This is a genomic window from Stenotrophomonas sp. STEN087 (assembly GCF_056759115.1).
The window spans coordinates 37,155-58,216 of sequence record NZ_JBRRCR010000008.1 but is presented as its reverse complement, the minus strand read 5'-3'; the positions used below and the strand labels follow the sequence as shown (position 1 = coordinate 58,216).

Annotated in this window: 19 protein-coding genes; 5 read left to right on the top strand and 14 right to left on the bottom strand. The window is 68.0% G+C overall.

The annotated features are described in order from the left end of the window. Positions 1-139 precede the first annotated feature (139 nt). The 5 genes from ACVOK1_RS03810 to ACVOK1_RS03790 all read right to left on the bottom strand — a co-directional run bounded on the left by ACVOK1_RS03810 (position 140) and on the right by ACVOK1_RS03790 (position 7,939). Positions 140-2,965: a TonB-dependent receptor plug domain-containing protein gene (locus ACVOK1_RS03810; protein WP_481561169.1), complete on the bottom strand. Its 2,826-nt coding sequence runs from the start codon at positions 2,963-2,965 to the stop codon at positions 140-142. A 428-nt stretch (positions 2,966-3,393) separates the two neighbouring features. After that, positions 3,394-4,710 (bottom strand): ABC transporter permease, encoded by a 1,317-nt coding sequence (locus ACVOK1_RS03805; protein WP_481561168.1) that lies wholly within the window; start codon positions 4,708-4,710, stop codon positions 3,394-3,396. Between the two features lie 12 nt (positions 4,711-4,722). Further along, complete coding sequence (locus ACVOK1_RS03800; RefSeq protein ID WP_406233416.1) at positions 4,723-5,880, bottom strand: ABC transporter permease; 1,158 nt, start codon at positions 5,878-5,880, stop codon at positions 4,723-4,725. A gap of 14 nt (positions 5,881-5,894) precedes the next feature. Next, complete coding sequence (locus ACVOK1_RS03795; protein ID WP_481561167.1) at positions 5,895-6,584, bottom strand: ABC transporter ATP-binding protein; 690 nt, start codon at positions 6,582-6,584, stop codon at positions 5,895-5,897. A 104-nt stretch (positions 6,585-6,688) separates the two neighbouring features. Next, positions 6,689-7,939 (bottom strand): efflux RND transporter periplasmic adaptor subunit, encoded by a 1,251-nt coding sequence (locus tag ACVOK1_RS03790; RefSeq protein WP_481561166.1) that lies wholly within the window; start codon positions 7,937-7,939, stop codon positions 6,689-6,691. Positions 7,940-8,142: 203 nt separating this feature from the next. On the opposite strand from ACVOK1_RS03790, the gene ACVOK1_RS03785 reads away from it, so the two are divergent. Genes ACVOK1_RS03785 through ACVOK1_RS03770 form a run of 4 tightly spaced genes read left to right on the top strand, consistent with a single transcriptional unit; the run spans position 8,143 to position 11,644 of the window. After that, positions 8,143-9,051 carry an ABC transporter ATP-binding protein gene (locus ACVOK1_RS03785; RefSeq protein WP_481561165.1) on the top strand — a complete coding sequence of 303 codons (909 nt, stop codon included), beginning with the start codon at positions 8,143-8,145 and terminating at the stop codon, positions 9,049-9,051. Then, entirely contained in the window at positions 9,048-9,824 is a 777-nt protein-coding gene (locus tag ACVOK1_RS03780; protein WP_481561164.1) for an ABC transporter permease, read from the top strand. The genes ACVOK1_RS03785 and ACVOK1_RS03780 overlap by 4 nt, the downstream gene beginning before the upstream one ends. 6 nt (positions 9,825-9,830) lie before the next feature. After that, on the top strand, positions 9,831-11,045 hold the full coding sequence (locus ACVOK1_RS03775; protein ID WP_481561163.1) for a sensor histidine kinase: 1,215 nt from the start codon (positions 9,831-9,833) through the stop codon (positions 11,043-11,045). Then, on the top strand, positions 11,042-11,644 hold the full coding sequence (locus ACVOK1_RS03770; protein WP_164073676.1) for a response regulator transcription factor: 603 nt from the start codon (positions 11,042-11,044) through the stop codon (positions 11,642-11,644). Before ACVOK1_RS03775 ends, ACVOK1_RS03770 begins: the two co-directional genes overlap by 4 nt. A 107-nt stretch (positions 11,645-11,751) precedes the next feature. On the opposite strand, the gene ACVOK1_RS03765 is transcribed toward ACVOK1_RS03770, so the two are convergent. The 9 genes from ACVOK1_RS03765 to ACVOK1_RS03725 all read right to left on the bottom strand — a co-directional run bounded on the left by ACVOK1_RS03765 (position 11,752) and on the right by ACVOK1_RS03725 (position 19,649). Further along, complete coding sequence (locus ACVOK1_RS03765) at positions 11,752-12,288, bottom strand: cytochrome b (RefSeq protein WP_481561161.1); 537 nt, start codon at positions 12,286-12,288, stop codon at positions 11,752-11,754. Next, positions 12,285-13,391: a catalase family peroxidase gene (locus ACVOK1_RS03760; protein WP_481561160.1), complete on the bottom strand. Its 1,107-nt coding sequence runs from the start codon at positions 13,389-13,391 to the stop codon at positions 12,285-12,287. The genes ACVOK1_RS03765 and ACVOK1_RS03760 overlap by 4 nt, the downstream gene beginning before the upstream one ends. 139 nt (positions 13,392-13,530) lie before the next feature. Further along, positions 13,531-14,898: a leucyl aminopeptidase family protein gene (locus ACVOK1_RS03755; RefSeq protein ID WP_481561159.1), complete on the bottom strand. Its 1,368-nt coding sequence runs from the start codon at positions 14,896-14,898 to the stop codon at positions 13,531-13,533. Between the two features lie 3 nt (positions 14,899-14,901). Continuing rightward, complete coding sequence (locus ACVOK1_RS03750; RefSeq protein WP_108767453.1) at positions 14,902-15,624, bottom strand: HAD family hydrolase; 723 nt, start codon at positions 15,622-15,624, stop codon at positions 14,902-14,904. Positions 15,625-15,655: 31 nt separating this feature from the next. Next, positions 15,656-16,762 (bottom strand): AI-2E family transporter, encoded by a 1,107-nt coding sequence (locus ACVOK1_RS03745; RefSeq protein WP_481561158.1) that lies wholly within the window; start codon positions 16,760-16,762, stop codon positions 15,656-15,658. Positions 16,763-16,829: 67 nt separating this feature from the next. Then, positions 16,830-17,276: a protein sip-5 gene (locus ACVOK1_RS03740; RefSeq protein WP_481561157.1), complete on the bottom strand. Its 447-nt coding sequence runs from the start codon at positions 17,274-17,276 to the stop codon at positions 16,830-16,832. Continuing rightward, positions 17,273-17,743, bottom strand: a complete 471-nt coding sequence (locus ACVOK1_RS03735; protein ID WP_313144378.1) for a phage holin family protein — start codon at positions 17,741-17,743, stop codon at positions 17,273-17,275. Before ACVOK1_RS03735 ends, ACVOK1_RS03740 begins: the two co-directional genes overlap by 4 nt. Positions 17,744-17,751: 8 nt before the next feature. Continuing rightward, positions 17,752-18,114 carry a hypothetical protein gene (locus ACVOK1_RS03730; RefSeq protein WP_108763771.1) on the bottom strand — a complete coding sequence of 121 codons (363 nt, stop codon included), beginning with the start codon at positions 18,112-18,114 and terminating at the stop codon, positions 17,752-17,754. Positions 18,115-18,215: 101 nt separating this feature from the next. Next, positions 18,216-19,649, bottom strand: coding sequence for a Do family serine endopeptidase (locus tag ACVOK1_RS03725; RefSeq protein WP_481561156.1), 1,434 nt, complete (start codon positions 19,647-19,649; stop codon positions 18,216-18,218). Positions 19,650-20,096: 447 nt separating this feature from the next. Between ACVOK1_RS03725 and ACVOK1_RS03720 the strand changes: the two genes are divergently transcribed. After that, positions 20,097-20,999: a histone gene (locus tag ACVOK1_RS03720; protein WP_481561155.1), complete on the top strand. Its 903-nt coding sequence runs from the start codon at positions 20,097-20,099 to the stop codon at positions 20,997-20,999. Positions 21,000-21,062 lie beyond the last annotated feature (63 nt).

Sequence of the window (21,062 nt, the reverse complement as noted above, 5' to 3'; positions counted from 1 at the left end):
AAAGGGGTCAGAGCCCTTCGCGTTGCGAAGGGATCCGACCCCGGTTCCGGCAAAAAAAGAACGGCGCCCCGAGGGGCGCCGTTCTGCTTCCATCTCCGGCCAGGAGAGAGTTGGCCGGAACGGGAACGCGGGTGCAGGCTTAGAAGCGCTGCTGGTACTTCATGTACATGAAACGACCGATGTCGAAGCCGCCGTAGTAGACGAAGCTGCTGTTCGGCTGGCTGTACATCACCGGACCCTGGTGGTCGAACACGTTGTTCAGGCCCAGCGACACGGTGCCATTCCACGGCAGGCTGTAACGCACCTGCAGGTCGTGGAAGGTGTTCGAGCCCACCTTGTTGGTCGGCGAGGCATCGGTGTAGGCCGAGCTGAAGTCCGGCAGGTTGCACTCGTCCATGTAGGAGCACTTCTCCTTCATGCTGGAGTAGTAACGCGCGGTCCAGCCAATGCCCAGGTTGCCGTACTGCCAGTCCAGGTTGAAGGTCGAGCGCACGCGGAAGTTGCCGCCCCAGCTGGTCAGCTGTTCCACCGGCGTGGTGACGGCGTTGTCGTTACGCTGCTCCAGGTAGTCGGTGTAGGTGGTGTTCCAGGTGACGGCGAACTTGCCGAACGTGGTTTCCGGCAGGCGGTAGCGCGCGCTGATGTCATAGCCGGCGGTTTCGCGGTAGCCGGCGTTGACCAGCGAGCGGTCCAGCGCGTTGACCTGGCCGTTGCTGCCGCGGGTGAAGCGACCGCAGGCCGCGTCCGAACCCTGCACGTAGCACTGTTCCAGGATGCTGGTGGCCGACTCGCCGACGATGGCGTTGTTGATGCGGATCTTCCACCAGTCCAGGCTGACGTCCAGGCCCTGCACGAAGTCCGGGCTGTAGACCAGGCCGACGGTCCAGGTCTTGGCGGTTTCCGGCTTCAGCTCCGGGTTGGAACCCGAGTTGAAATCGGTGGTGGCCTGCTGGCCCGGCTTGCTGGCCACGCTGCCGTCGCTGTTGAGCTGGCGGAAGTTGGCCGGCACGTTCAGGGCCTTGCAGCGTGCGGCAACCGCGGCGCTGGTGGCGGCGGTGCCGAACGAGGTATCGCACGGGTCGGTGAACGAGTCACGGCTGCTGACGGTGCCGCCGTACAGATCGTCCACGGTCGGCGCACGGAAGCCGGTGCCGTAGGTGGCGCGCACCAGCAGGCTGTCGATCGGCTTCCACTTCACGCCGAACTTGCTGTTGGTGGTCGAACCGAAGTTGTTGTAATCCGAGTAACGACCGGCCACGTCCAGCGACAGCTCACGGGCGAACGCCATGTCGGCCAGCAGCGGCACCTGCAGTTCCAGGTAGACCTCGCTCAGCGAGTAGTCGCCCTGGGTCGGCTTGCCGCTGGTGCCGGCGATCTGGCCGTTCTGCACCATCAGGTCCGGGGTGTAGCGTGCTTCTTCGGTACGGTGCTCGAAGCCCATCGCGGTCAGCACGTCGCCGGCCGGCAGGGTGAACAGCGAGCCGGAGATGTTGGCGCTGGCCACCTTGGTGGTGGTCTGGCTCTTGTCCACGAAGCGGGCGAACAGGTAGTCCTGCACGTCCTGGTTGCTCAGCGAGCCCGGGCCGGTGTAGCCCATCGGCGCGGCCGGATTCCACGGCACGCAGCCGGCAATCACCGCATCCGGCGTGCCGCAGTACGCCACGCCATCCTTGATGAAGGACGGGCCGACGGCCTGGTTGACGTTGGGCTGGTACATGCTGCCCGTGCCGATGCGCTCGCCTTCATTGCGGTTGTAGGTGTAGTTGACGTTCCAGTCCCAGTAGCGCGAACCGGTGTCGAAGCTGCCTTCCAGACCCAGGCTGCCGCGCTTGGTCTCCATGTTGTTCTCGGTGCCACGCAGCATTTCTTCGGTGCGGTGCGAGAACAGCACGTCCTGGCCCCACAGGTTGAATGCGCTGTCCTTGGACAGGGCGGCGCGGGTGCCGCTGCGCGCCTGTGCGGCAGTCACCGAGTACGGGTAACCGGCCAGGTGCTTGCTCGATTCGCGCTTGCTGTACAGGGCATCGGCGACGATGCGCAGGTTGTCGGTGATCGAGAAGCCACCGTTGGCGAACACCGAAGTGCGCTCCAGGCCGGTCAGCAGGCTCATGTTGGTCTTGGTGTTGGCACCATCGGCCGGATTCAGCGTGTGGAAGTTGGCTGCATCGGTCGGGTCACCGCCCGGGCCGACAGTCACCGGCTTGCCGCCGACGGTGACGCTGCCCCACGGCGTGGTGCCGTTGAGGCCATCGTTCGGATGACGCGGGCCGTTGACGTAGCGGGTGAACTCACGCGCGCCGCCCATCACTTCGTCTTCCTTGGTGCGCTCGGCACCCACGCTGAACCAGCCGCGGTCGAAGGTCTTGCCGAAGGTGGCGCTGTAGGAGCGCTTCTGGCCGTCACCTTCGCCGTACTGGCCGACGTAGACGCTGGCTTCGCCACCGTCGAAATTCTTGCGGGTGATGATGTTGACCACACCGGCGATGGCGTCCGAGCCGTACAGCGCCGACGCACCGTCGGTCAGCACTTCCACGCGCTCGACGATGGCCGAGGGAATCGAAGCGAGGTCGGAATAGCCACCGGCGCTGACGCCCATGCGGCGGCCGTCGATCAGCACCAGGCTGCGTTCCGGGCCCAGGTTGCGCAGGCTGACATACATGCCACCGAAGTCGCGCGAGGAGGTCAGCGACGAAGCGCGGCTCATGCTCGGCGAACCGGCAGCGGTCACGTCCTGCAGGATGTCGGCGACGTTGACGTAGCCCTTCTTCTCGATCTCGGCGCGGTTGAGCGCGACCACCGGCTGGGCGGTCTCGACACTGGCCTGGCGGATGCGCGAGCCGGTGATTTCGATGCGGTCGAGGTTGGTGGTGTTGTCGCCCGCATCCTGTGCGAAGGCGGGGGTGGTGCAGCTGGCGGCCAGCGCGATGACGATCGCGTTGCGCAGCGGGGTGGTCTTCAGGGACATCCGTGAAATCTCGTGTTTCAGAAAAAAACATGCGCCCGTTCTATGGGCGCGTGGGGTACTGCAAACCAACGTGGGGGGCGGGATTCTAGAGTGTTTTCATTCGTAACCGTTTGTCCCTGCGTGTTACATCGCGCCGAACATGAATCGCAACCAACAATCCACAGGGGTGCTGTGCGCAGCGTCACGCGCGAGGTGTTTTCGATGCGCAGAGGCATCGATAACGGCGGTAGTCGCGCGATCTGTAATGCACGGAGTGCGAACGTTCATCCACGCCGTGCGTGGATGACGCCACATCAGTAGATCCACGCCATGCGTGGATGACGCCACATCAGTAGATCCACGCCATGCGTGGATGACGTGCCCACAAAGAAAGGGCGAAGCCGCCGCTTCGCCCTCCAGATCCATCACTCCACACACCGGCGCGTTGGTCAGGTCTCGCGCAACGCCGTGGTGATCGGCAGGCGCGCGGCGCGCAGTGCCGGGAACAGGCCACCGACCAGGCCGATGCCCAGTGCCCACTTCAGCCCATTCCACAGCAGCTCCGGCGACACATGGAACTTGAACACCACCGCGCTGAAATTGCTGCCGATGGTGGACACGCTGTAACCGTTGAACAGCAGCCAGGCCACCGCACAGCCCAGCAATCCGCCCAGCAAGGCCAGCAGCATGGTTTCCAGCATCACTGCGGTCACCACCGGCAGGCCGCGGAACCCGATCGCGCGCATGGTGGCGATCTCGCGTGCACGCGTCGCGACTGCGGCGTACATCGTGTTGAGCGCACCGAACACCGCGCCCACCGCCATGATCGTGCCGATCACCTTTCCAAGGATGTCGATCAGCTTGGTCAGGCCACCGCCCTGCTTGCTGTAGTACGCGCGCGTGGTTTCGACGTCCAGCTTCAGGCGCGGATCGGCCGCCACGGCCGCCTTGAACTGTTCGAAGCCAGGCTTGCCATCGGTGCGCACGCTGATCGACTGCCACGCACTGCGCTGGTAGGTGGAGGCCAGCGTATCGGCATCGGTCCACATTTCCGAATCGTGCGCATCACCCGAGGCGAACACGCCGACCACGGTCCAGGCTTGGTTGCCCAGGGTCAGTGTCTTGCCGACGTCCAGATCGCGGAACTGTCCCTGCGCGCCCTGGCCGACCACGATCTCGCGCAGGCCGGTGCCGAACTTGCGCCCCTGCATGATCTTCACCTTGTCATGCACCGCCCACGCCTGTGGGCCGACGCCGCGGAACTGCGCGTTGACGTCGGTACCGTCGGCCTTGGACACGAGGTTCACCACCTGTGACAGCTCCGGTGACAGCAGCGGCCGGCCTTCGCTATCGCGGCTGATGCCGGGCAGGGTGGACAGCATTGGCACCTGCTCGCGGGTGATGACCGAATTGGTCTCGGCCTGCGAACCGCCACGCAGCACGATGGCGGTGGTGTCATCGCCGGTGTTGTTGAGCGTGGCCTGGAAGCCCTCGCCCATGGCCAGCATCGCCACCAGCACGCCGACCACGCCGGCAATGCCCACCACGATCACCGAGGAGGCACCCCAGCGCTGCGGCAGGCTGGCGATGCCGATACGGGTGGCCGCCAGCGCCAGTCGCCCGCTGCGGGTCAGCAGCAGCCACAGCGCCACCAGCACCGCCACGGCCAGCACACCGACCCACGGCAGGCCGATCCACAGCACCAGGCCCACCGCCAGCAGCAGCACGGTCAGTGCATTGCCCAACCACTTCTTGATCCTGTTCATCGGGAATCCTCCTCAGCGGCCGGCCAGCGCATCGACGATCTTCAGGCGCTTGGCGCGCAGCGCGGGCAGCAGCCCGACCACGACGCCGATCACCACGATCAGGCCGATGCCCACCAGCCAGGTGGGGGTGGGTACGTGCGGTGGCAGCATGCCCATGCTCTTCGGTGCGATCGCCGGCAGCACCAGCGCGGCCAAGCCCATGCCGATCAGGCCGCCGAGGCCGATCAGCAGCACCGACTCGACCATCACCAGCGTCAGCACGGTGCTGTCCTTGAAGCCCAGCGTCTTCAGCGTGGCCAGCTCGGGAATGCGCTCGCGCACGGCCTGCGCCATGGTGTTGCCGGTCAGCAGCAGCAGGGTGAAGAACACCGCGCCCATGATCGAGGTGACGATCATGCCGATATCCGCGAACTGCTTGACGAAGGCCTGCTGGAACGCCGATTCGGTCTGGGTCTTGGTCTCGTGGTCGGAGTTGGCCGAGATCGCATCGATGGCCTGCGCGACCCGCGAGGCATGGTCGGGGTTGTCCAGGGTGATCGTGTACCAGCTCACCTGGTTCTTGATGTAATCGTTGGATTCGTCGAAGTATTTCCAGTTCATCATCAGCTGGCGTTCTTCGTTGCTTGCCTGCGCGCGGTCCTTCGAGCGGAAGATGCCTTTCAGTTCCAGCGGCCAGTCATTGCTGCCGCCGCGCGGGAAGATCGTGGCCTGCAGCGGAATGGTGTCTCCGATCTTCCAGCCGAACTGGTTGGCCAGGGTCTCGCCGACGATGGCGCCGGTGCGGGTCTGCTTCCAGTCTTCCAGCTGCGCCGGGTCGATCTGCAGTTCGCGGTAGACGTCGAAGTAGTTGGGCGACACCGAGAAGTTCGGGAAGAAGTTCTTCGGGTCCTGGTAGATGCCGCCGAACCACATGCCATAGGCCACGTCGCGCACGCCGTCGACCTGGCGGATCTGCGTTTCCAGGCGGATCGGCAGCGACTGGGTGATCGACAGGCGCGAGGCGGTGACCAGGCGGTTGGCACCTTCCACGCTGCCGCCGGAGTTGAACGCCACGCGTACCGAATCGAGCATGCCGAACAGCAGGAACGCCGCGACCACCGAAAGCAGGGTCAGCAGGGTCCGGGTGCGGCTGCGGAACAGCTGGGCCCAGACCAGGGAAAAGTATTTCATCGCCGGGGCCTCCGTCAGTGGGCCAGCGGGGCGTCGGCCAGCTCGCCCTTGTCCAGGTGCACCGTGTGGGTAGCGTACTCGGCGGCCTTCGGGTCATGGGTGACCATGATGATGGTCTTGCCGTGTTCGCGGTTGAGCTGCTGCAGCAGGCCCAGGATCTCCTCGGCCGACTGCCGGTCGAGGTCGCCGGTCGGTTCGTCGCAGATCAGGAAGGTCGGGTCGGAGACGATGGCTCGGGCAATCGCCACGCGCTGCTGCTGGCCGCCGGACAGTTCGTTGGGGCGGTGGCTGCGGCGGTCGGCCAGGCCGACCAGGGTCAGCGCGATCTCGGCATTGCGCCTGCGCTGTGCGGCGCTGAGGTGGGTCAGCAGCAGCGGCAGCTCCACGTTCTTCTGCGCGGTCAGCATCGGCATCAGGTTGTAGAACTGGAACACGAAGCCGACGTGGTGGCTGCGCCAGGTCGAGAGCTGGCCGCCGCTCATCTGGTCGATGCGCTCGCCTTCGATGCTGATCTCGCCGTCACTGGGGTTGTCCAGGCCGCCGATCAGGTTGAGCAGGGTGGTCTTGCCCGAACCGGACGGGCCCATCAGCGCGACGAAGTCGCCGCTGGCGATGTCCAGGTCGATGCCGTGCAGCACCTGCACTTTTTCCGGGCCGCGTTGGTAGGTCTTGGTGATGTTGCGCAGTGAAACCAGGGTCGACATCGGGGTTCTCCACGAAGGGTGGGACACGGGAACGCGCGCCGGCCACGGGCCGGAGGGCATGCATCGAACGGTGCTGCCGGCGGCGCCACGCGGGCGCCAGGCCGTTACTGCGCTTGTTTCAGTCGAACCCTGGCGCCATCGCGCAGGGTGTCCGGTGGGCTGACCACCACGCTTTCACCCGCACTCACGCCCTTCAGCAGCTGGCGGTCCTTGCCCATCGCCTGGCCGGCCTGCACGGCGCGCTGCTGCACGCGGTCGGCATCGCCCAGCACGAAGGCCACGCTGGCACCGTCGCGCTCGATCACCGCCGTGGCCGGCACGCGCACGCCCTGCGGCTTGCTGGCGGTGGCCTGCGGCTGCGCCTGTTCCAGGAAACTGACCCGCACGCCCATCTCCGGCACGATGCGCGGGTCCTTCACCTTCAGCGCCACGCGCACCTTCACCGTGGCCTTGCCGCGGTCGGCGGTGGGGATGATGGCGATCACCTCGCCGGGAATCTTCCACCCCGGGTAGGCGTTGAGCGTGGCTTCCACCGGCATCTTCGGCTGCACGCGGCCGATGAAGGCTTCGCCCACTTCCACTTCGATCTCCAGCGACTCCATGTCGACGATGGTGCCGATGCCGGTACGGGTGAAGCCGCCACCGGCCGACAGCGGCGAGACGATCTCGCCCGGCTGCGCGGCCTTGGCGGTGACCACGCCGGAGAACGGCGCGCGCACGATGTTGTTGTCCACGCCGAGGTCGGCGATGGCGAGCTGGTCGCTGGCCACCTTGACGTTGCGCTGCGCGGTATCGAGCTGTGCGCGGAGGCTGTCACGCTGGGCCACGGCCTGGTCGTACTGCGAACGCGAGACCAGCTGCTGGCCGACCAGCGCCTGCAGGCGGCTGGCTTCGGCGGCGGCCTGGCGCTGCTGCGCCTGCAGGCCGGCCACCTGTGCACGTGCGGCCTGCACCTGCGAGGCGGAGAGGCTGCGCTGTGCATCGGCATCGATCGGGTCCAGCGTGGCCATGACCTGGCCGGCCTCTACCCGCATGCCTTCCTCGATCATCACTTCGCGCACCTTGCCGGTGATCTTGGCCGACACCGTGGCCATGCGCCGGGCCACCACGTAGCCGCTGGCATCGAGTACCGAGCTGCTGGCATTGCCCTGCTGGATCGCTACTGCCGGTGCGGTTTCCACCTCCACCGTCGGCTCGCGGCCGAACAGGAAGAAGGCACCGCCGGCCAACAGCAGCACGATCACCACCAACGCGATCCACAGCCAGCGGCGGCCGCCCGGGCCATCCCCGGAGGACGGCGGCGGGCTCTTGCGGTCGATACGGAGTTCCTTCAACAGCTCGGCAGAAGCGTTCATTGCATTCCATCACAGGCGTTCGGGCGGAGTGGCCGGAAGGGCGACAGCAGCGGTTCCGGTGGCAAAGCGTGTGGCACAGCATGCAGGTGGCACGGGGCGGGATGGCAGTGACAGCTGTCACCCGATGTAGCTGACGGCGGCCACTGCGAAACGTGACCGGGGCGGCACAGGATGGCAACGTCCCCGCTACCGGTACCGCACCCATGGATCCGACCGCAGCTCCCACTACGGCCCCGCTGGCCCGCCTGCACCAGGTGCAGGTGCATTACGCCGGCCATGCCGCACTGCAGGGCATCGACCTGCAGGTGCGTGCCGGCCAGGTCCTGGCCCTGCTGGGCCGCAACGGTGCTGGCAAGAGTACCGCGATCAGCGTGCTGCTGGGCCTGCGCCGCGCCGATGCCGGGCAGGTCGAGCTGCTCGGTGGTGATCCGCAGCAGCGCGCCAGCCGCGTGGGCCTGGGCGTGATGCTGCAGAGCACCAGCCTGCCGCCGATGCTGCAGGTGGATGAACTGGTGGCGCAGGCCAGCGCCTGCTATCCCGATCCGATGCCGCTGGCCGAGGTCCTGCAGCGCGCCGGCCTGCAGGAGCTGGCCCGCCGCCGCTATGGGCAGCTGTCCGGTGGCCAGCAGCGCACGGTGCAGTTCGCCATCGCGCTGTGTGGGCGCCCGCGCGTGCTGTTCCTGGATGAGCCCACCACCGGCCTGGACATCCAGGCGCGGCAGGTGATGTGGCAGGCGATCCGGCAGCTGGTGGCCGAAGGCTGCGGCGTGCTGCTGACCACCCATTACCTGGAGGAGGCCGAAGCCTTGGCGCAGCAGGTGGTGGTGCTGGAACAGGGCCGCGTGCTGGCCGATGCGCCGCTGGCCGAGCTGCGCCTGGCCGACCGGCCGCGGCGCATCCGCTGCCGCAGCAGCCTCGCGGTGGAAGACGTGCAGCACTGGCCGGGCGTGCAGCAGGTGCAGCGCGACGGTGCGCACCTGCAGCTGCTGGCCAGCCCGGCCGAGCCGGTGGTGGCGCGCCTGCTGGCCGCTGATGCACGACTGCAGGAACTGGAAGTACAGGGCGCGGCACTGGCCGACGCCTTCCTCGACATGACCCGGGAGGCCGCATGAACACCGTGACCCGTACCCACGCTGCGCCGCGCGCCTCCGTGCGTGCCGCCCTGCGCCCCTACATCGCCGAGCTGCAGGCCGAGCTGCGCCGGGCCTGGCGCACGCCGGCCTTCGCGGTGCCCTCGCTGCTGTTCCCGGTGCTGTTCTACCTGTTGTTCGGCGTGCTGCTGGGGCGTGGCCACGCGCCGCTGTATCTGCTGGCCACCTACTGCGTGTTCGGCGCGATGGCGCCGGCCCTGTTCGGCTTCGGCGTGCAGCTGGCACTGGACCGCGAAGGCGGCCTGCTGACCCTGAAGCGCGCGCTGCCGATGCCGGCGGCGGCACCGTTGCTGGCACGGCTGGCGATGGCGGTGATGTTCGCGCTGCTGGTGGCCGGCCTGCTGGTCACCGCGGCCAGCACCCTGGGCGGCGTGCATCTGCAGGTGCAGCAGATCCTGCAGCTGCTGGCCGTGGCCGCACTGGCGGCCCTGCCGCTGGGCGCCATCGGCCTGCTGATCGGCAGCCATGTCAGTGCCAGTGCGGCACCTGCGATGGTCAACCTGGTCTACCTGCCGCTGGCCCTGCTCTCCGGCCTGTGGCTGCCGCTGTCGGCGCTGCCGAAGCTGTTCTCGACGATGGCGCCGCTGTGGCCGACCTGGCACCTGGCGCAGCTGGCGCTGCCGGTGGTCGGGCTGCCCGCGGCAGGCAGCCTCGCCGGGCATCTGCTGGTGCTGCTGGGCGTGACCGTGGTGGCACTGCTGCTGGCGCGTCGCCGCCTGCGCCGGGTCGGCTGAACTGGCATGATCGGCAGCGAACGTCCCCGCCTGGATCCGCCCGTGTCGTCGAGCTGGCTTGCCTCCCTGCTGCGCCCCGCGCCGGATTCGGCCGTGGCCGACCAGTTGCGGCGCGGCAAATCACCATGGAGCGGGGCGATCCACCTGCTGTGGTCGGTGTGGATCTTCCTGACGCCCGCGCTGGGCAATGGCTTCACCCTGCGCTGGTTGTTCCTCACCCTGGCCAGCTATCCGCTGTTCCTGTTCCTGTATGCACGGGTGATGCTGGCGCCGCGCCACCACGGCCCGCGCTATGCACTGGCGATGGTCGCGCTGTCGCTGGTGCTGCTGCCCTGGTACCCATCCGGCCTGAGCTACTTCGTGTTCGGCTGCGTGCTGATGCGCATGAGCGGGCGCAGCGGCTGGTGGATGTACCTGCTGCAGCTGACCGGGTTGAACACCGTGTTCTGCTCGGCCGCGTTGTACTTCGGCTACCCGTGGCAGGCGCTGGTATGGATGCCGGCGGTGTCCTTCATCGTCGGCCTGGTGGTGAACGTGGAGGCGTTGAGCCAGCAGCGCGATGTGGCCCTGCAGCTGTCGCAGGAGGAAGTGCGGCGGCTGGCGACCACCGCCGAGCGCGAGCGCATCGGCCGTGACCTGCACGATCTGCTCGGCCACACGCTGTCGCTGATCACGTTGAAGCTGGAACTGGCGCGCAAGCTGTACGACCGCGATGACGCGCGTGCGCGGCAGGAGATCGGCGAGGCCGAGGCCATCGCCCGCGAGGCACTGGCGCAGGTGCGCAGTGCGGTCACCGGCATCCGTGCCAGCGATCTGGCCGGCGAGCTGGCCTCGGCGCGGCTGCTGCTGGAATGCCAGCAGGTGCACCTGCATTACACGGTGCCGCCACCGATGCCGGTGGAGGTAGAGCGCGGCCTGGCCCTGGTGCTGCGCGAGGCGGCCACCAATATCGTGCGCCATGCGCAGGCGACCCAGGCGCGGGTGGAATTCATGCAGGAAGGACGGCAGCTGGTGATGCAGATACGCGATGATGGACGGGGCGGCCTGCAGGCCGAAGGCAATGGCCTGTGCGGCATGCGCGAGCGCGTGGCCGCGCTGGGCGGCCAGCTGCAGGTGCAGTCGGCCAGGGGCGAGGGCACCGTGTTGAGCGTGCGCGTGCCGCTGGCAGCGGCCACCACTCCGGTCCCGCCGGCCTCGCTGGCACAGGACGGTGCGGCATGATCCGCATCCTGCTGGCCGAGGACCAGGCCATGGTGCGCGGCGCGCTGTCGGCGCTGCTGGGCCTGGAGCCGGACATCGAGGTGCTGGGCAGTGCCGCCGACGGCGAAACCGCCTGGCGCATGCTGCAGCAGCTGCAGCCGGACATCCTGGTGACCGACATCGAGATGCCCGGCCTGACCGGTCTCGAGCTGGCCCAGCGCATCGCCCGCCACGAACTGCCGATCAAGGTCGTCATCGTGACCACCTTCGCCCGCGCCGGTTTCCTGCGCCGCGCGCTGGAAGCGGGGGTGCTGGGTTATCTGTTGAAGGATGCGCCGGCGGAGAACCTGGCCGAAGCGCTGCGCAAGGTGCAGCAGGGCATCCGCGCGATCGACCCGCAGCTGGCGATGGACGCGTGGTCGCAGGCCGATCCACTGACCGATCGCGAGCGCCGCGTGCTGCGCCTGGCAGGCGAGGGCCGCACGGCCAGCGAGATCGCCGAGCAGCTGGGGCTGTCGCACGGCACGGTGCGCAATTACCTGTCCGAGTGCATCGGCAAGCTGGGCGTGGCCAACCGCATCGAGGCGTACCGGCTGGCGCGGCAGAAGGGCTGGTTGTAGCGCCGGGCCATGCCCGGCGAGCGAAGCGGCCGCCCTTGATCTTCGCCTGCACGTGCGACGAAACGATCCGCCGGGCGTGGCCCGGCGCTACCGACTCGAGGCGTTGCTCAATCCTTCCCGCGCGCCATCGCCTGGAACACGCCATCGCGGCGCACCCACAGGTGGAACAGCGCCGCGCCCACGTGCATCAGCACCGTGGCGAACAACACATACGCCAGCAGGCTGTGCGCGTTGCGCAGGGCGGCATACAGCGCCGGGGTGTGCGGCACGATCGGCGGCAGATGCAGGCCGCCCCACAGGGTGATCGGGTAGCCGCCGGCCGACAGCATCGCCCAGCCGATCAGCGGCATCGCCAGCATCAGCCCGTACAGCATCCAGTGCGATGCGTTCGCCGCCAGCACCTGCCACGCCGGCAGGTCGGCCGGCAGCGGTGGCGGGCGGTGGCGCAGGCGGTTGTACAGCCGCAGCAGCACCAGCACGAGGATGGCGATGCCCAGCGGGCGGTGCAGGTCGATCAGCATCGGCCGCAGGTGCAGCGAGGCGACCATGGTCACGCCGACGAACAGCATGGCCAGGATCATCACTGCCATGGTCCAGTGCAGGATGCGAGCGAGCAGGTTGAAGTGGCCGTTGCCGGTACTCATCGTGCGGCCTCCTTCTTCGGTTGTTCGACGTTGCCAGCGGCGCGTTCGCGTTCGCGGCGGTTGAAGGACTGCGAGTACACGGCCGAGCGTGCGGCCAGGATCGGGTCGTCACTGCCACGCACACCGCTGGGCAGGATCAACGGGTCGAAGTTGACCTGGCCGCAGGCGCCTTCCTCCTGCGACTGCATGCGGTCCAGGCTGAGCACGCCGGCCACCACCTGCTCGCGCGAGTCGGGCCACGGCGTCGACGGATCGTCGATGGCATCGCCGGGCGCGGCGGTGCTGACCACCAGGTTCCACTGCACCGGGCCCTTGGCCAGGCGCTGCTGCAGTTCCTGGCTGAGGAAATCGACGCTGGCCTGCTTGCGCGTCTCCGCATCCATCTCCACCACCGGCGCCAGCGGCTGCCAGCGCCAGCGCACCGCGCGCTTCTGTCCCTGCGCGTTGGTGAACCAGAAACTGTTGACGCTGTTGTAGGTGGTATCGGCCCAGCTGCTGGTCCACGGCGCGGTCTTCGCCCATTGCTGGAAGGCCTGCGCGCTGGGGTACTTCGCCAGCACGGCAGCCATCTTCTGCGGGTCGGGCTTGCCGGTGGCCGGGTCGGGAATGGAGGCGCGGGTCTGCTCGTAGAAGGCCTCGGCGTCGGGCACGGCGAAGAACGGGAAGCTGTTCATCGCCATGCGCCATTCCTGGCCATCGTCGCTGACCATCTGCACCGCCATGCTGCGCACGCGCGCGGTGTTGTCGGCGCCGTACGGGTCGCCGCCACCGATCGACAGGCGGCCCATCACCGGCACGCGCGCCTGCGAGAACACCCGCGTGCTGGACAGGGTGGGCGCCTGCGCGCTGGGTTCGAACCAGCCGCTCACGCAGATGCCCTTGCTGTGTGCACGGCGGAAGCCCGGATGGGCCGGGCCGGTGGCTTCGATGGTGTCGGTGAAACGCTGCGCGGTGAGGCGGTTGCCGATCCAGCCGGCCAGCCAGGCGAAGGCCAGCGCCGCGCCGCCCAGGATCAGGGCGATCAGGGCGATCCAGGGCAACGGGGAATGCGCGCGCGGTGCGCCGGGCTGCTGGCCGGCGCGGGTGTAGCGGAAGAGCGACATGGTCGGGTTCCTGCCTTCACGGATCGTGTGGGTGGTCGACCCGCACATCCTCGCAGAACCCGGCCGGGGCGGAAATTCAATTTTTCGTCAGATTTGCCGGCCCCGGCAGGGCAGCGCCGGGCAGGGCCCGGCGGCTCCATCAGGCGTAACGCGCCTTCAGCATCGCCCAGGCCGAACGCAGGGCCAGGGCCTCGCCACCGGCCGGACGGCCCGGGCGCTCGCCGTCGTTCCAGGCATACACGTCCAGGTGCGCCCAGCGCTGGTCGTTCTCCAGGAAACGCTCCAGGTACAGCGCGGCGGTCACCGAGCCGGCCATGCGCGAGCCGGCATTGGCCAGGTCGGCCACGCCGCTGCTCAGGTAACGCAGGTACGGGCGCCACAGCGGCATGCGCCACACCGGGTCGCGGGTTTCATCGCCGGCCTGCAGCCACTGCTGGGCCACGGTGTCGTCGTTGCTGAACAGGGCCGGCAGGTCCGGGCCCAGCGCAATGCGGGCGGCACCGGTCAGGGTGGCGAAGTCCAGCACCAGGTCGGGCTTCTGCTCGCCGGCGAAGGTCAGCGCGTCGCACAGGACCAGGCGGCCTTCGGCGTCGGTGTTGTCGATCTCGACGCTCAGTCCCTTGCGCGTGGCGATGATCTCGCCGGGGCGGAAGGCATCGGGGCCGATCGCATTTTCCACCGCCGAAATCAGCAGGGTCAGGCGCACCGGCAGCTGCTGGGCCATCACCAGCCCGGCCAGGGCCAGCGCGTGGGCGGCACCGCCCATGTCCTTCTTCATGTTGCGCATGCCGTCGGCCGGCTTGATGTCCAGGCCGCCGGTATCGAAGCACACGCCCTTGCCGACCAGCGCCAGCGCCGGGTCGCTGTCCTTGCCCCAGCGCAACACGATCAGGCGCGGTGCACGGTGCGAGGCACGGCCCACCGCGTGGATGGCCGGGAAGTTCTGCTTCAGCAGTTCGTCGCCGGTGATCGCTTCGACCTGCGCGCCGTGGGCGTCAGCCAGCGCACGCGCGGCGTCTTCCAGCTGCTGCGGGCCCATGTCTTCGGTCGGGGTGTTGACCCAGTCGCGCACGCGCAGGCTGGCGGCGATCAGGTCGGCCACTTCCGCCGTCGGGCTGGCCAGCAGCTGTGCCGGTGCACGGTTGCGCTTGCGGTAACGGTCGAAGCGGTAGCTGCCCAGGCCCCAGCCCAGCTGCAGCAGCGCCTGTTCGGCGGCCGGCAGCTCGGTGGACAGCTGCCACACGCTGCCTTCGGGCAGGGCGTGCGGGGCATGCGCATAGGCGTACGCATCGGCACGGTCGCCGACCCCGATCACCGCACCGGCCAGGCCGTCCGCGCCCGGCAGCAGGGCCACGCTGTGGCCGGCGGCGGTGAAGCCCTGTGCGTCCAGCCATGCCTGCTGGGCGGCCGGCTGCGCGGCCTTCCAGCTGGCGTACTGCTCGCGGTCCAGCACGTGCAGCGGCAGTGCGGCGGTGGCGGTGGCGGTGAAGCCGGTGATCTCGCTCATGCGTCAGTTACTCCGGTGTTCGTCGGCGGCATCGAGGTTGGCGTCCAACCAGTCGGCCAGGCCGGTAAGGGTGTCGAACTGCAGGTCCGGCTGCAGCTGCGGATGGGTCCAGGTGGCAGCGTCGCGGTTGATCCAGCAGCCGCGCAGGCCGGCGGTGATCGCCCCGGCCACGTCCATCTCGATATGGTCGCCCACGTGCAGCACCTGCGCCGGCGCCACGCCCAGGCGGTCGCAGGCGGCATGGAAGATGCTGGGCTCCGGCTTGGCCGCGCCATGTTCGCGCGCGCCCAGCTGGAAGGCGAAAAGATGCGACAGGCCGATCCGTTCCAGGTCGGCGTTGCCGTTGCTCAGCGCCGCCACCGGTACCCGCGCGGCGATGCGCGCCAGGGCCTCCAGTGCGTCGGGGTAGTACTCGACCTGGTTGCGCGCGGCATAGAACACTTCGTAGGCCGGCTCCAGCAGGTCCAGGCTGGCGCCGCTGTTCTGCAGCGCCTCCTGGATCGTCAGCCGGCGCAGCGCGCTCAGGTCGAAGTGCAGCTGCGGGTTGTCGCGGAAGGAGCGCTCTCGCAGTTCGCGCATCGCCGCCACCGGGTACATGGCAGCGGTGGCGGGGCTGTGCTCGCACATCCATTCGTGCAGGACCACGTCGATGCGGGCGCCGATCGGCGCGAACGGCCACAGCGTGTCGTCGAGGTCGAGGGTGATGGCTTGGACTGGAAATTTCACCCGGCCATTCTACGCCTGCCCGTCGGGGCTTTCATTCCAGCAGCCGCGCCCAGCCCTGCATGCCCTCCAGACGCGCCAGCACCAGCTTGATGCAGACCAGCAGCGGCACCGACAGCAGCAGGCCGACCATGCCCCATGCCCAGCCGAACACCATCAGGGCCAGGATCAGCACCAGCGGCGACAGCTTCATCTGCCGGCCCAGCACGATCGGGGTCACCAGCTGCCCTTCCAGCGTATGCAGGGCGAGATAAGCGGCGGCCGGCAGCAGGGCCTGCAGCGGATCGCGGAACTCGACGAAGCCCATCAGCAGCATCATCGCCACGCCGATCAGCGGGCCCACGTACGGCGCGAAATTCAGCAGCGCGGCCACCGTGCCCCACAGCAGCGCCTCCTGCAGGCCGATGCCGAGCAGCATCAGCACGCCGGCAAACACCAGCCCCACCAGCGTGTTGATGACGCTGATGGTGAGCACGTAACGGGAGACCTCGCGTTCGATCGAACGCAGGATGTCGGTGGTGAAGCGCTGCTGCTGGCGGTTGGGGAACAGGGCGATGGCCGCGCGCTGCAGGCTCTCGCCATAGATCATGAAGAACAGGGTGAGCAGCACCACCGCCAGTACCGAGGCGGCCAGCTTCGGCGCCCGGGTCAGCACACGATAAGGGTCGTCCAGCTGCGTGCGGATGACCTGGATCCTGCGGCTGCTCTCGCCACCGGCGACGCGCGCGAAGTTTTCCGCCGCCTGGTTGGCCTGCTGCACCGGCTTGGTCAGATCCTGCACCTGGCGGGCGACCTTGCGCAGCTGCTGCGGTGCTTCCTGTGCCCAGTCCATCGCCGGGCCGATCAGCTGCACACCGAGCGAGGCGGTCACCCCCAGGCCGGTGCCGAGGATCAGCAGCGCACCGATCGCGCGCGGGATCCACAGCCGGCGCAGGAAGCGCAGGATCGGGTTGCCGACCAGGGCGAAGAACATCGCCAGCAGCACCGGCAGGATGATGTCCTGCGCGGCCCACAGGGTGAAGGCAACGGCCAGGGTGGCCAGCACCACCAGCGACATCGGCCCGCGCGGGCGCGAGGGCGGCGGCAGCGGTGTCTTGCTTTCCGGTTCGGGGGCCACAGGGGACAGCAGGGACTCGCTCATCGACGCACCGACCGGGAAGGGAGGCCCATTATCAGCCCGCCGCGATCAACGCGGCGGGTGTGTCGAGTCAACGTTCGGAGACGTCGGTGGCCGCTTCGGCCGGCTGCGGTTCGCGCAGTTCCGGTTCGGGGGCGGCTGCCGGTCGCGGGGCCGGGCGGGCAGCGGCCTGCGGGGCCATCTGCTCGGCGGCTTCATCGGCCTGGTCGGCAGCTTCATCCGCCGTATCGGCCGCGTGCGCGGCCATCGCCGCGGCAAATGCCGCCTGGCCGCTGGCAAACAGGTTGGATACCGAACCGATCATCTGCAGCCAGCGTGCGCCGTTGACCTTGCCCGGTACTTCCAGCTTGCCGGCAAGGAAACCGCCGGCCAGGCCGACGGTGATGATGCGCAGTGGCGACCAGGCCTGCCGCCAGACCTGGCTGAGCACGGTCCAGTTGTCCTCGGTTTCGGCCATGCGTACGGCCATCACCTGTTCGCAGCGCTTGACCCGCCGCTGCAGCGCGCCGAACTTCATGGCTTGCCCTCCGGAATCTGCACCTCGGCATCGGGGTCGTCTTCGCTGGGCTCGTCGAACAGGCCCAACTTCGACAACTGGCGCCGCGTGGCGTGCATGCCGGTGTGGTGGAAGAAGTAGGACACCCGCCAGATGGCGTAGCCGGTGACGGCCAGGCTGAGCAGCGAGGTGATCAGCAGGGCCTGCAGCCAGCTCAGGCCCCAGCTCTGCAGCAGGGCGATGAGGGTGGCGGCCATCAGCAGCCAGGCCGAGGCACCGAACACGATGCCGACCCCGGCCCAGGCCAGGGCGCGGCCGAATGCGCTGCGGGCCAGGGCGAAGTCGGCCGAAGCCAACCGCCGCAGCGTACGCAGCGAATTCTTCGCCGAATCGGCGGCGGCCTTACCTGCCGCGCCGACCTGGCGGATGCTCTCGTCCAGCGGCGGGGTGGCCGCCGGATCGGGTGCTTGCGTGGTCTCTTCGCTCACGCCGCAGCTTACTTGTCGCTGCTGCTGGCCAGCTTGGCGATCAGCCAGCCGGCGGCGAAGGCCACGCCGAACGACGCCAGCGGGCGCTCACGGATCAGCTCGGCGGCGCTGTCGACCAGGTCCTTGCCCTTGTCCATCAGTGCATCGACCTGTTCCTTGGCAGCGGCACCACCGAATTCTGCAGCCGCCAGGCCGGACAGCGCGCTGTCGGACAGTTCGGCCTTGACGTTGGCCTTGCCGATGCGCAGTTCGTCACCGGCGGCGCCGGTTGCACCCTTGATCGCACCGCCGGCAGCACTGGCGGCCTGCTTCAGGTGGGAACCGGCTTCACCCAGGTGTTCCTTCAGGTTCTCGGTATTGGTGGGGCTCATCGAATCACTCCTGTTGCGATGGGGGGACGAACGAAGGGTTCGGCCGATGGGGCGTACAGCAATAGCATCGGCCGGGTATAGGGGGTGTTACGGCGGGGCGATCAGCGCATCACCAGCTGGCCCTGCTGCTGCCCATTGTTGCGCAGGATGCGCAGCACCAGGTTGGCCGGGCGCTGCTGGAAGTTGGCACGCCAGCTGGCCAGGTCGGCGAATTCGCCCACCGTGGCCTCGCTGATGATGTCGCCCTGCTGCAGGCCATTGCTGGCCGCGCGGCTGCCGCGCTTGACCTCGCTGACCAGCACGCCGCCCACGCCGGACTGGCGCAGCGACTCGGGCAGGTCGGTGAAGGTGGCGCCGGTCAGGCGCGGGTCCAGGCTGTCGCCGGTCACCGAGCGTGCCTGTTCCTTCAGCGTGGCCTTGACCTGCACCGCCTTGCCTTCGCGGCGCACATCCAGCGCCAGCATGCTGCCGACTGCCGCCAGGCCTTCCACGTTGTGCAGGGCTTCGGCGCTGTCCACGCGCTGGCCATTGGCCGAAACCACCACGTCGCCCGGCTTCAGCCCGGCGGCAGCGGCGGCCGAACCGGCCAGCACGCGGGTGATCAGCGCGCCACGCGTTTCACCCAGGCCCAGGCCCTGGGCGATCTGCGCGCTCAGGTTCTGCGCTTCCACGCCCAGCGTGCCGCGCACCACCACGCCATGCTTGACCAGCTGGTCGACCACGCTGCGCGCCAGGTTGGAAGGAATGGCCAGGCCCAGGCCGATGTTGCCGGCCATGCTGCCCTGCGGATTGAAGCTGGCGGTATTGATGCCGACCAGCTGGCCCTGCAGGTTGACCAGCGCACCGCCGGAATTGCCCGGGTTGATCGACGCATCGGTCTGGATGAAGTTCTGGTAGCCGAGGCCGCGGATGCCGGTGCGGCCCACCGCCGAGACGATGCCCGAGGTCACCGTCTGGCTGAAACCGAACGGGTTGCCGATGGCCACGACGAAGTCGCCCACCCGCAGCTGGTCGCTGTTGCCGAGCTTGATGTCGGTGAGGTTCTGCGCCGGGATGCGGATCAGGGCGATGTCGGTATCGCGGTCCGAGCCGAGGAACTCGGCCTTCACCGTGCGCCCGTCGGCCAGGGTCACCTGCACGTCGTCGGCGTTGTCGATGACGTGGTGGTTGGTCAGCACCAGGCCTTCGCTGGCGTCGATGATGACGCCCGAACCGAGGGATTCATTGATGCGTTCCTGCGGCACGTCGGGGAACAGGCGGCGGAAGAACGGGTCGTTGAAGAACGGATTGCGGACCCGCACCACCTGTTTGGTGTTGACGCTGACCACGGCCGGCATGGCCTTTTCCAGCATCGGCGCAAGCGACGGCACGGCCTGCCCGGCCACCGCAGCCGGCAACGCGGCACTGGTCGGCAGCGCGGCGGGCAGCGGCGCCGCATCGGCGCGGTTGTCCAGATGGGCGTTGATGCCGGTGGCGACGAAGCCGCCAAAGGCAGCAGCGATTGCGAGCGTGAGCAGGGTGGGAAGCGGTCGCATGGGAGTCGGTTCGCAGGCGGTGGAGTGGGGCCGTAGGGCTATACGGTAGAACAAGCTGAATGAGTGTGTCGCGGTCCGGATAAATGGCCCATGAAAAAAGGCCGGCTCGCGACGCGCATGTCGACCCTGCAGGCGTGCCTCCGCCGCGTGCCGACACGTTCCGATACTTGCGCAGTTCGGCGCATCCTGGCGTTGCGATGCCGCTTGGCACGCAGCATGTTGGTCTGCGATGCGCGGAGGCCCGCAGGTGGAGCGCGAACACACGCCCACCATCGCGTAACACTTAAATAAAGGGGTTTTCTGAATGCAGCCCGGTCCGGCGCTGGTGTCCGCTTACACCAGGTCCGTCGCATCCGGTGCGATTGAATATGTGCGCCCCGTTCCACGATGGACAATGTCGGTATAGCATCGCCCCGTTTTGACAATCCAGGCCCCCAGGAGGGCAACATGAGCAACGGTAATGGTGTGTCGGTCGTGACCGACGCCGTCGAGAACGTTAAAGAAACCGCCGCCAACGTTGGCGAGACCATCGCCCACGCCGCCGAAGACGCCGTGAAGTCGGTCAAGAAGACTGTCAAGCGCGCCTCCAAGGCTGCCGGTACCCGCGTTGCCAAGGCCAAGAAGGCCGTGGCCAAGGTCGAGAAGACCGTTGCCAAGAAGGCTGACAATGCTGCCAAGTCGGTCGGCAAGACCGTCGCCAAGGCGAAGCAGAAGCTGGAAGCCGCCAAGAAGAACGCCAAGGCCGAAGCCGCTGCCCTGAAGAAGGAAGTGGCCAAGAAGAAGGCTGCTGCCGGCAAGGCCGTGACCAAGAAGGCCGCTGCGGCCAAGAAGACCACCAAGGCCGCCACCAAGGCTGCCGGCAAGAAGGTCGCCACCGTGAAGAAGGCCGCCACCAAGAAGGCTGCCGTCGCCAAGAAGACCGTTGCCAAGAAGACCGCGGCCGCCAAGAAGGTTGTCGGCAAGAAGGTCGCCACCGCCAAGAAGGCCGTGGCCAAGAAGACCGTGGCTGCCAAGAAGGTCGCCGGCAAGAAGGCCGTGGCTGCGAAGAAGGTTGTCGGCAAGAAGGTTGCCGCCACCAAGAAGGTCGCCACCAAGAAGACCGCCGCTGCCAAGAAGGTCGTCGGCAAGAAGGTTGCAGCCACCAAGAAGGTTGCAACCAAGAAGACCGCTGCTGCCAAGAAGGTTGGCGGCAAGAAGGTCGCCGTCGCCAAGAAGGCCGTGGCCAAGAAGGCTGCGCCGCTGAAGAAGGTTGCCGCCAAGAAGGCACCGGCCAAGAAGGTCGTCGCCAAGAAGGCCGCTGCCAAGAAGGCTCCGGCCAAGGCCGTGCGCAAGGTCGCCAAGCGCAAGTAATCGCGCGGTGACAGAAGGCCCTTCCGCCCCCCGGGCGGGAGGGCCTTTCGCATTTCAGGGGCG

What these genes read in the sequence shown, in the direction of transcription:
- ACVOK1_RS03760 (WP_481561160.1), bottom strand. Translation starts at nt 13,391, where the DNA reads ATGTCGCTCTTCCGCTACACCCGCGCCGGCCAGCAGCCCGGCGCACCG.
- ACVOK1_RS03780 (WP_481561164.1), top strand. Translation starts at nt 9,048, where the DNA reads ATGAACACCGTGACCCGTACCCACGCTGCGCCGCGCGCCTCCGTGCGT.
- ACVOK1_RS03775 (WP_481561163.1), top strand. Translation starts at nt 9,831, where the DNA reads ATGATCGGCAGCGAACGTCCCCGCCTGGATCCGCCCGTGTCGTCGAGC.
- ACVOK1_RS03765 (WP_481561161.1), bottom strand. Translation starts at nt 12,288, where the DNA reads ATGAGTACCGGCAACGGCCACTTCAACCTGCTCGCTCGCATCCTGCAC.
- ACVOK1_RS03730 (WP_108763771.1), bottom strand. Translation starts at nt 18,114, where the DNA reads ATGAGCCCCACCAATACCGAGAACCTGAAGGAACACCTGGGTGAAGCC.
- ACVOK1_RS03805 (WP_481561168.1), bottom strand. Translation starts at nt 4,710, where the DNA reads ATGAACAGGATCAAGAAGTGGTTGGGCAATGCACTGACCGTGCTGCTG.
- ACVOK1_RS03795 (WP_481561167.1), bottom strand. Translation starts at nt 6,584, where the DNA reads ATGTCGACCCTGGTTTCACTGCGCAACATCACCAAGACCTACCAACGC.
- ACVOK1_RS03785 (WP_481561165.1), top strand. Translation starts at nt 8,143, where the DNA reads ATGGATCCGACCGCAGCTCCCACTACGGCCCCGCTGGCCCGCCTGCAC.
- ACVOK1_RS03810 (WP_481561169.1), bottom strand. Translation starts at nt 2,965, where the DNA reads ATGTCCCTGAAGACCACCCCGCTGCGCAACGCGATCGTCATCGCGCTG.
- ACVOK1_RS03790 (WP_481561166.1), bottom strand. Translation starts at nt 7,939, where the DNA reads ATGAACGCTTCTGCCGAGCTGTTGAAGGAACTCCGTATCGACCGCAAG.
- ACVOK1_RS03725 (WP_481561156.1), bottom strand. Translation starts at nt 19,649, where the DNA reads ATGCGACCGCTTCCCACCCTGCTCACGCTCGCAATCGCTGCTGCCTTT.
- ACVOK1_RS03740 (WP_481561157.1), bottom strand. Translation starts at nt 17,276, where the DNA reads ATGAAGTTCGGCGCGCTGCAGCGGCGGGTCAAGCGCTGCGAACAGGTG.
- ACVOK1_RS03720 (WP_481561155.1), top strand. Translation starts at nt 20,097, where the DNA reads ATGAGCAACGGTAATGGTGTGTCGGTCGTGACCGACGCCGTCGAGAAC.
- ACVOK1_RS03745 (WP_481561158.1), bottom strand. Translation starts at nt 16,762, where the DNA reads ATGAGCGAGTCCCTGCTGTCCCCTGTGGCCCCCGAACCGGAAAGCAAG.
- ACVOK1_RS03755 (WP_481561159.1), bottom strand. Translation starts at nt 14,898, where the DNA reads ATGAGCGAGATCACCGGCTTCACCGCCACCGCCACCGCCGCACTGCCG.
- ACVOK1_RS03800 (WP_406233416.1), bottom strand. Translation starts at nt 5,880, where the DNA reads ATGAAATACTTTTCCCTGGTCTGGGCCCAGCTGTTCCGCAGCCGCACC.
- ACVOK1_RS03770 (WP_164073676.1), top strand. Translation starts at nt 11,042, where the DNA reads ATGATCCGCATCCTGCTGGCCGAGGACCAGGCCATGGTGCGCGGCGCG.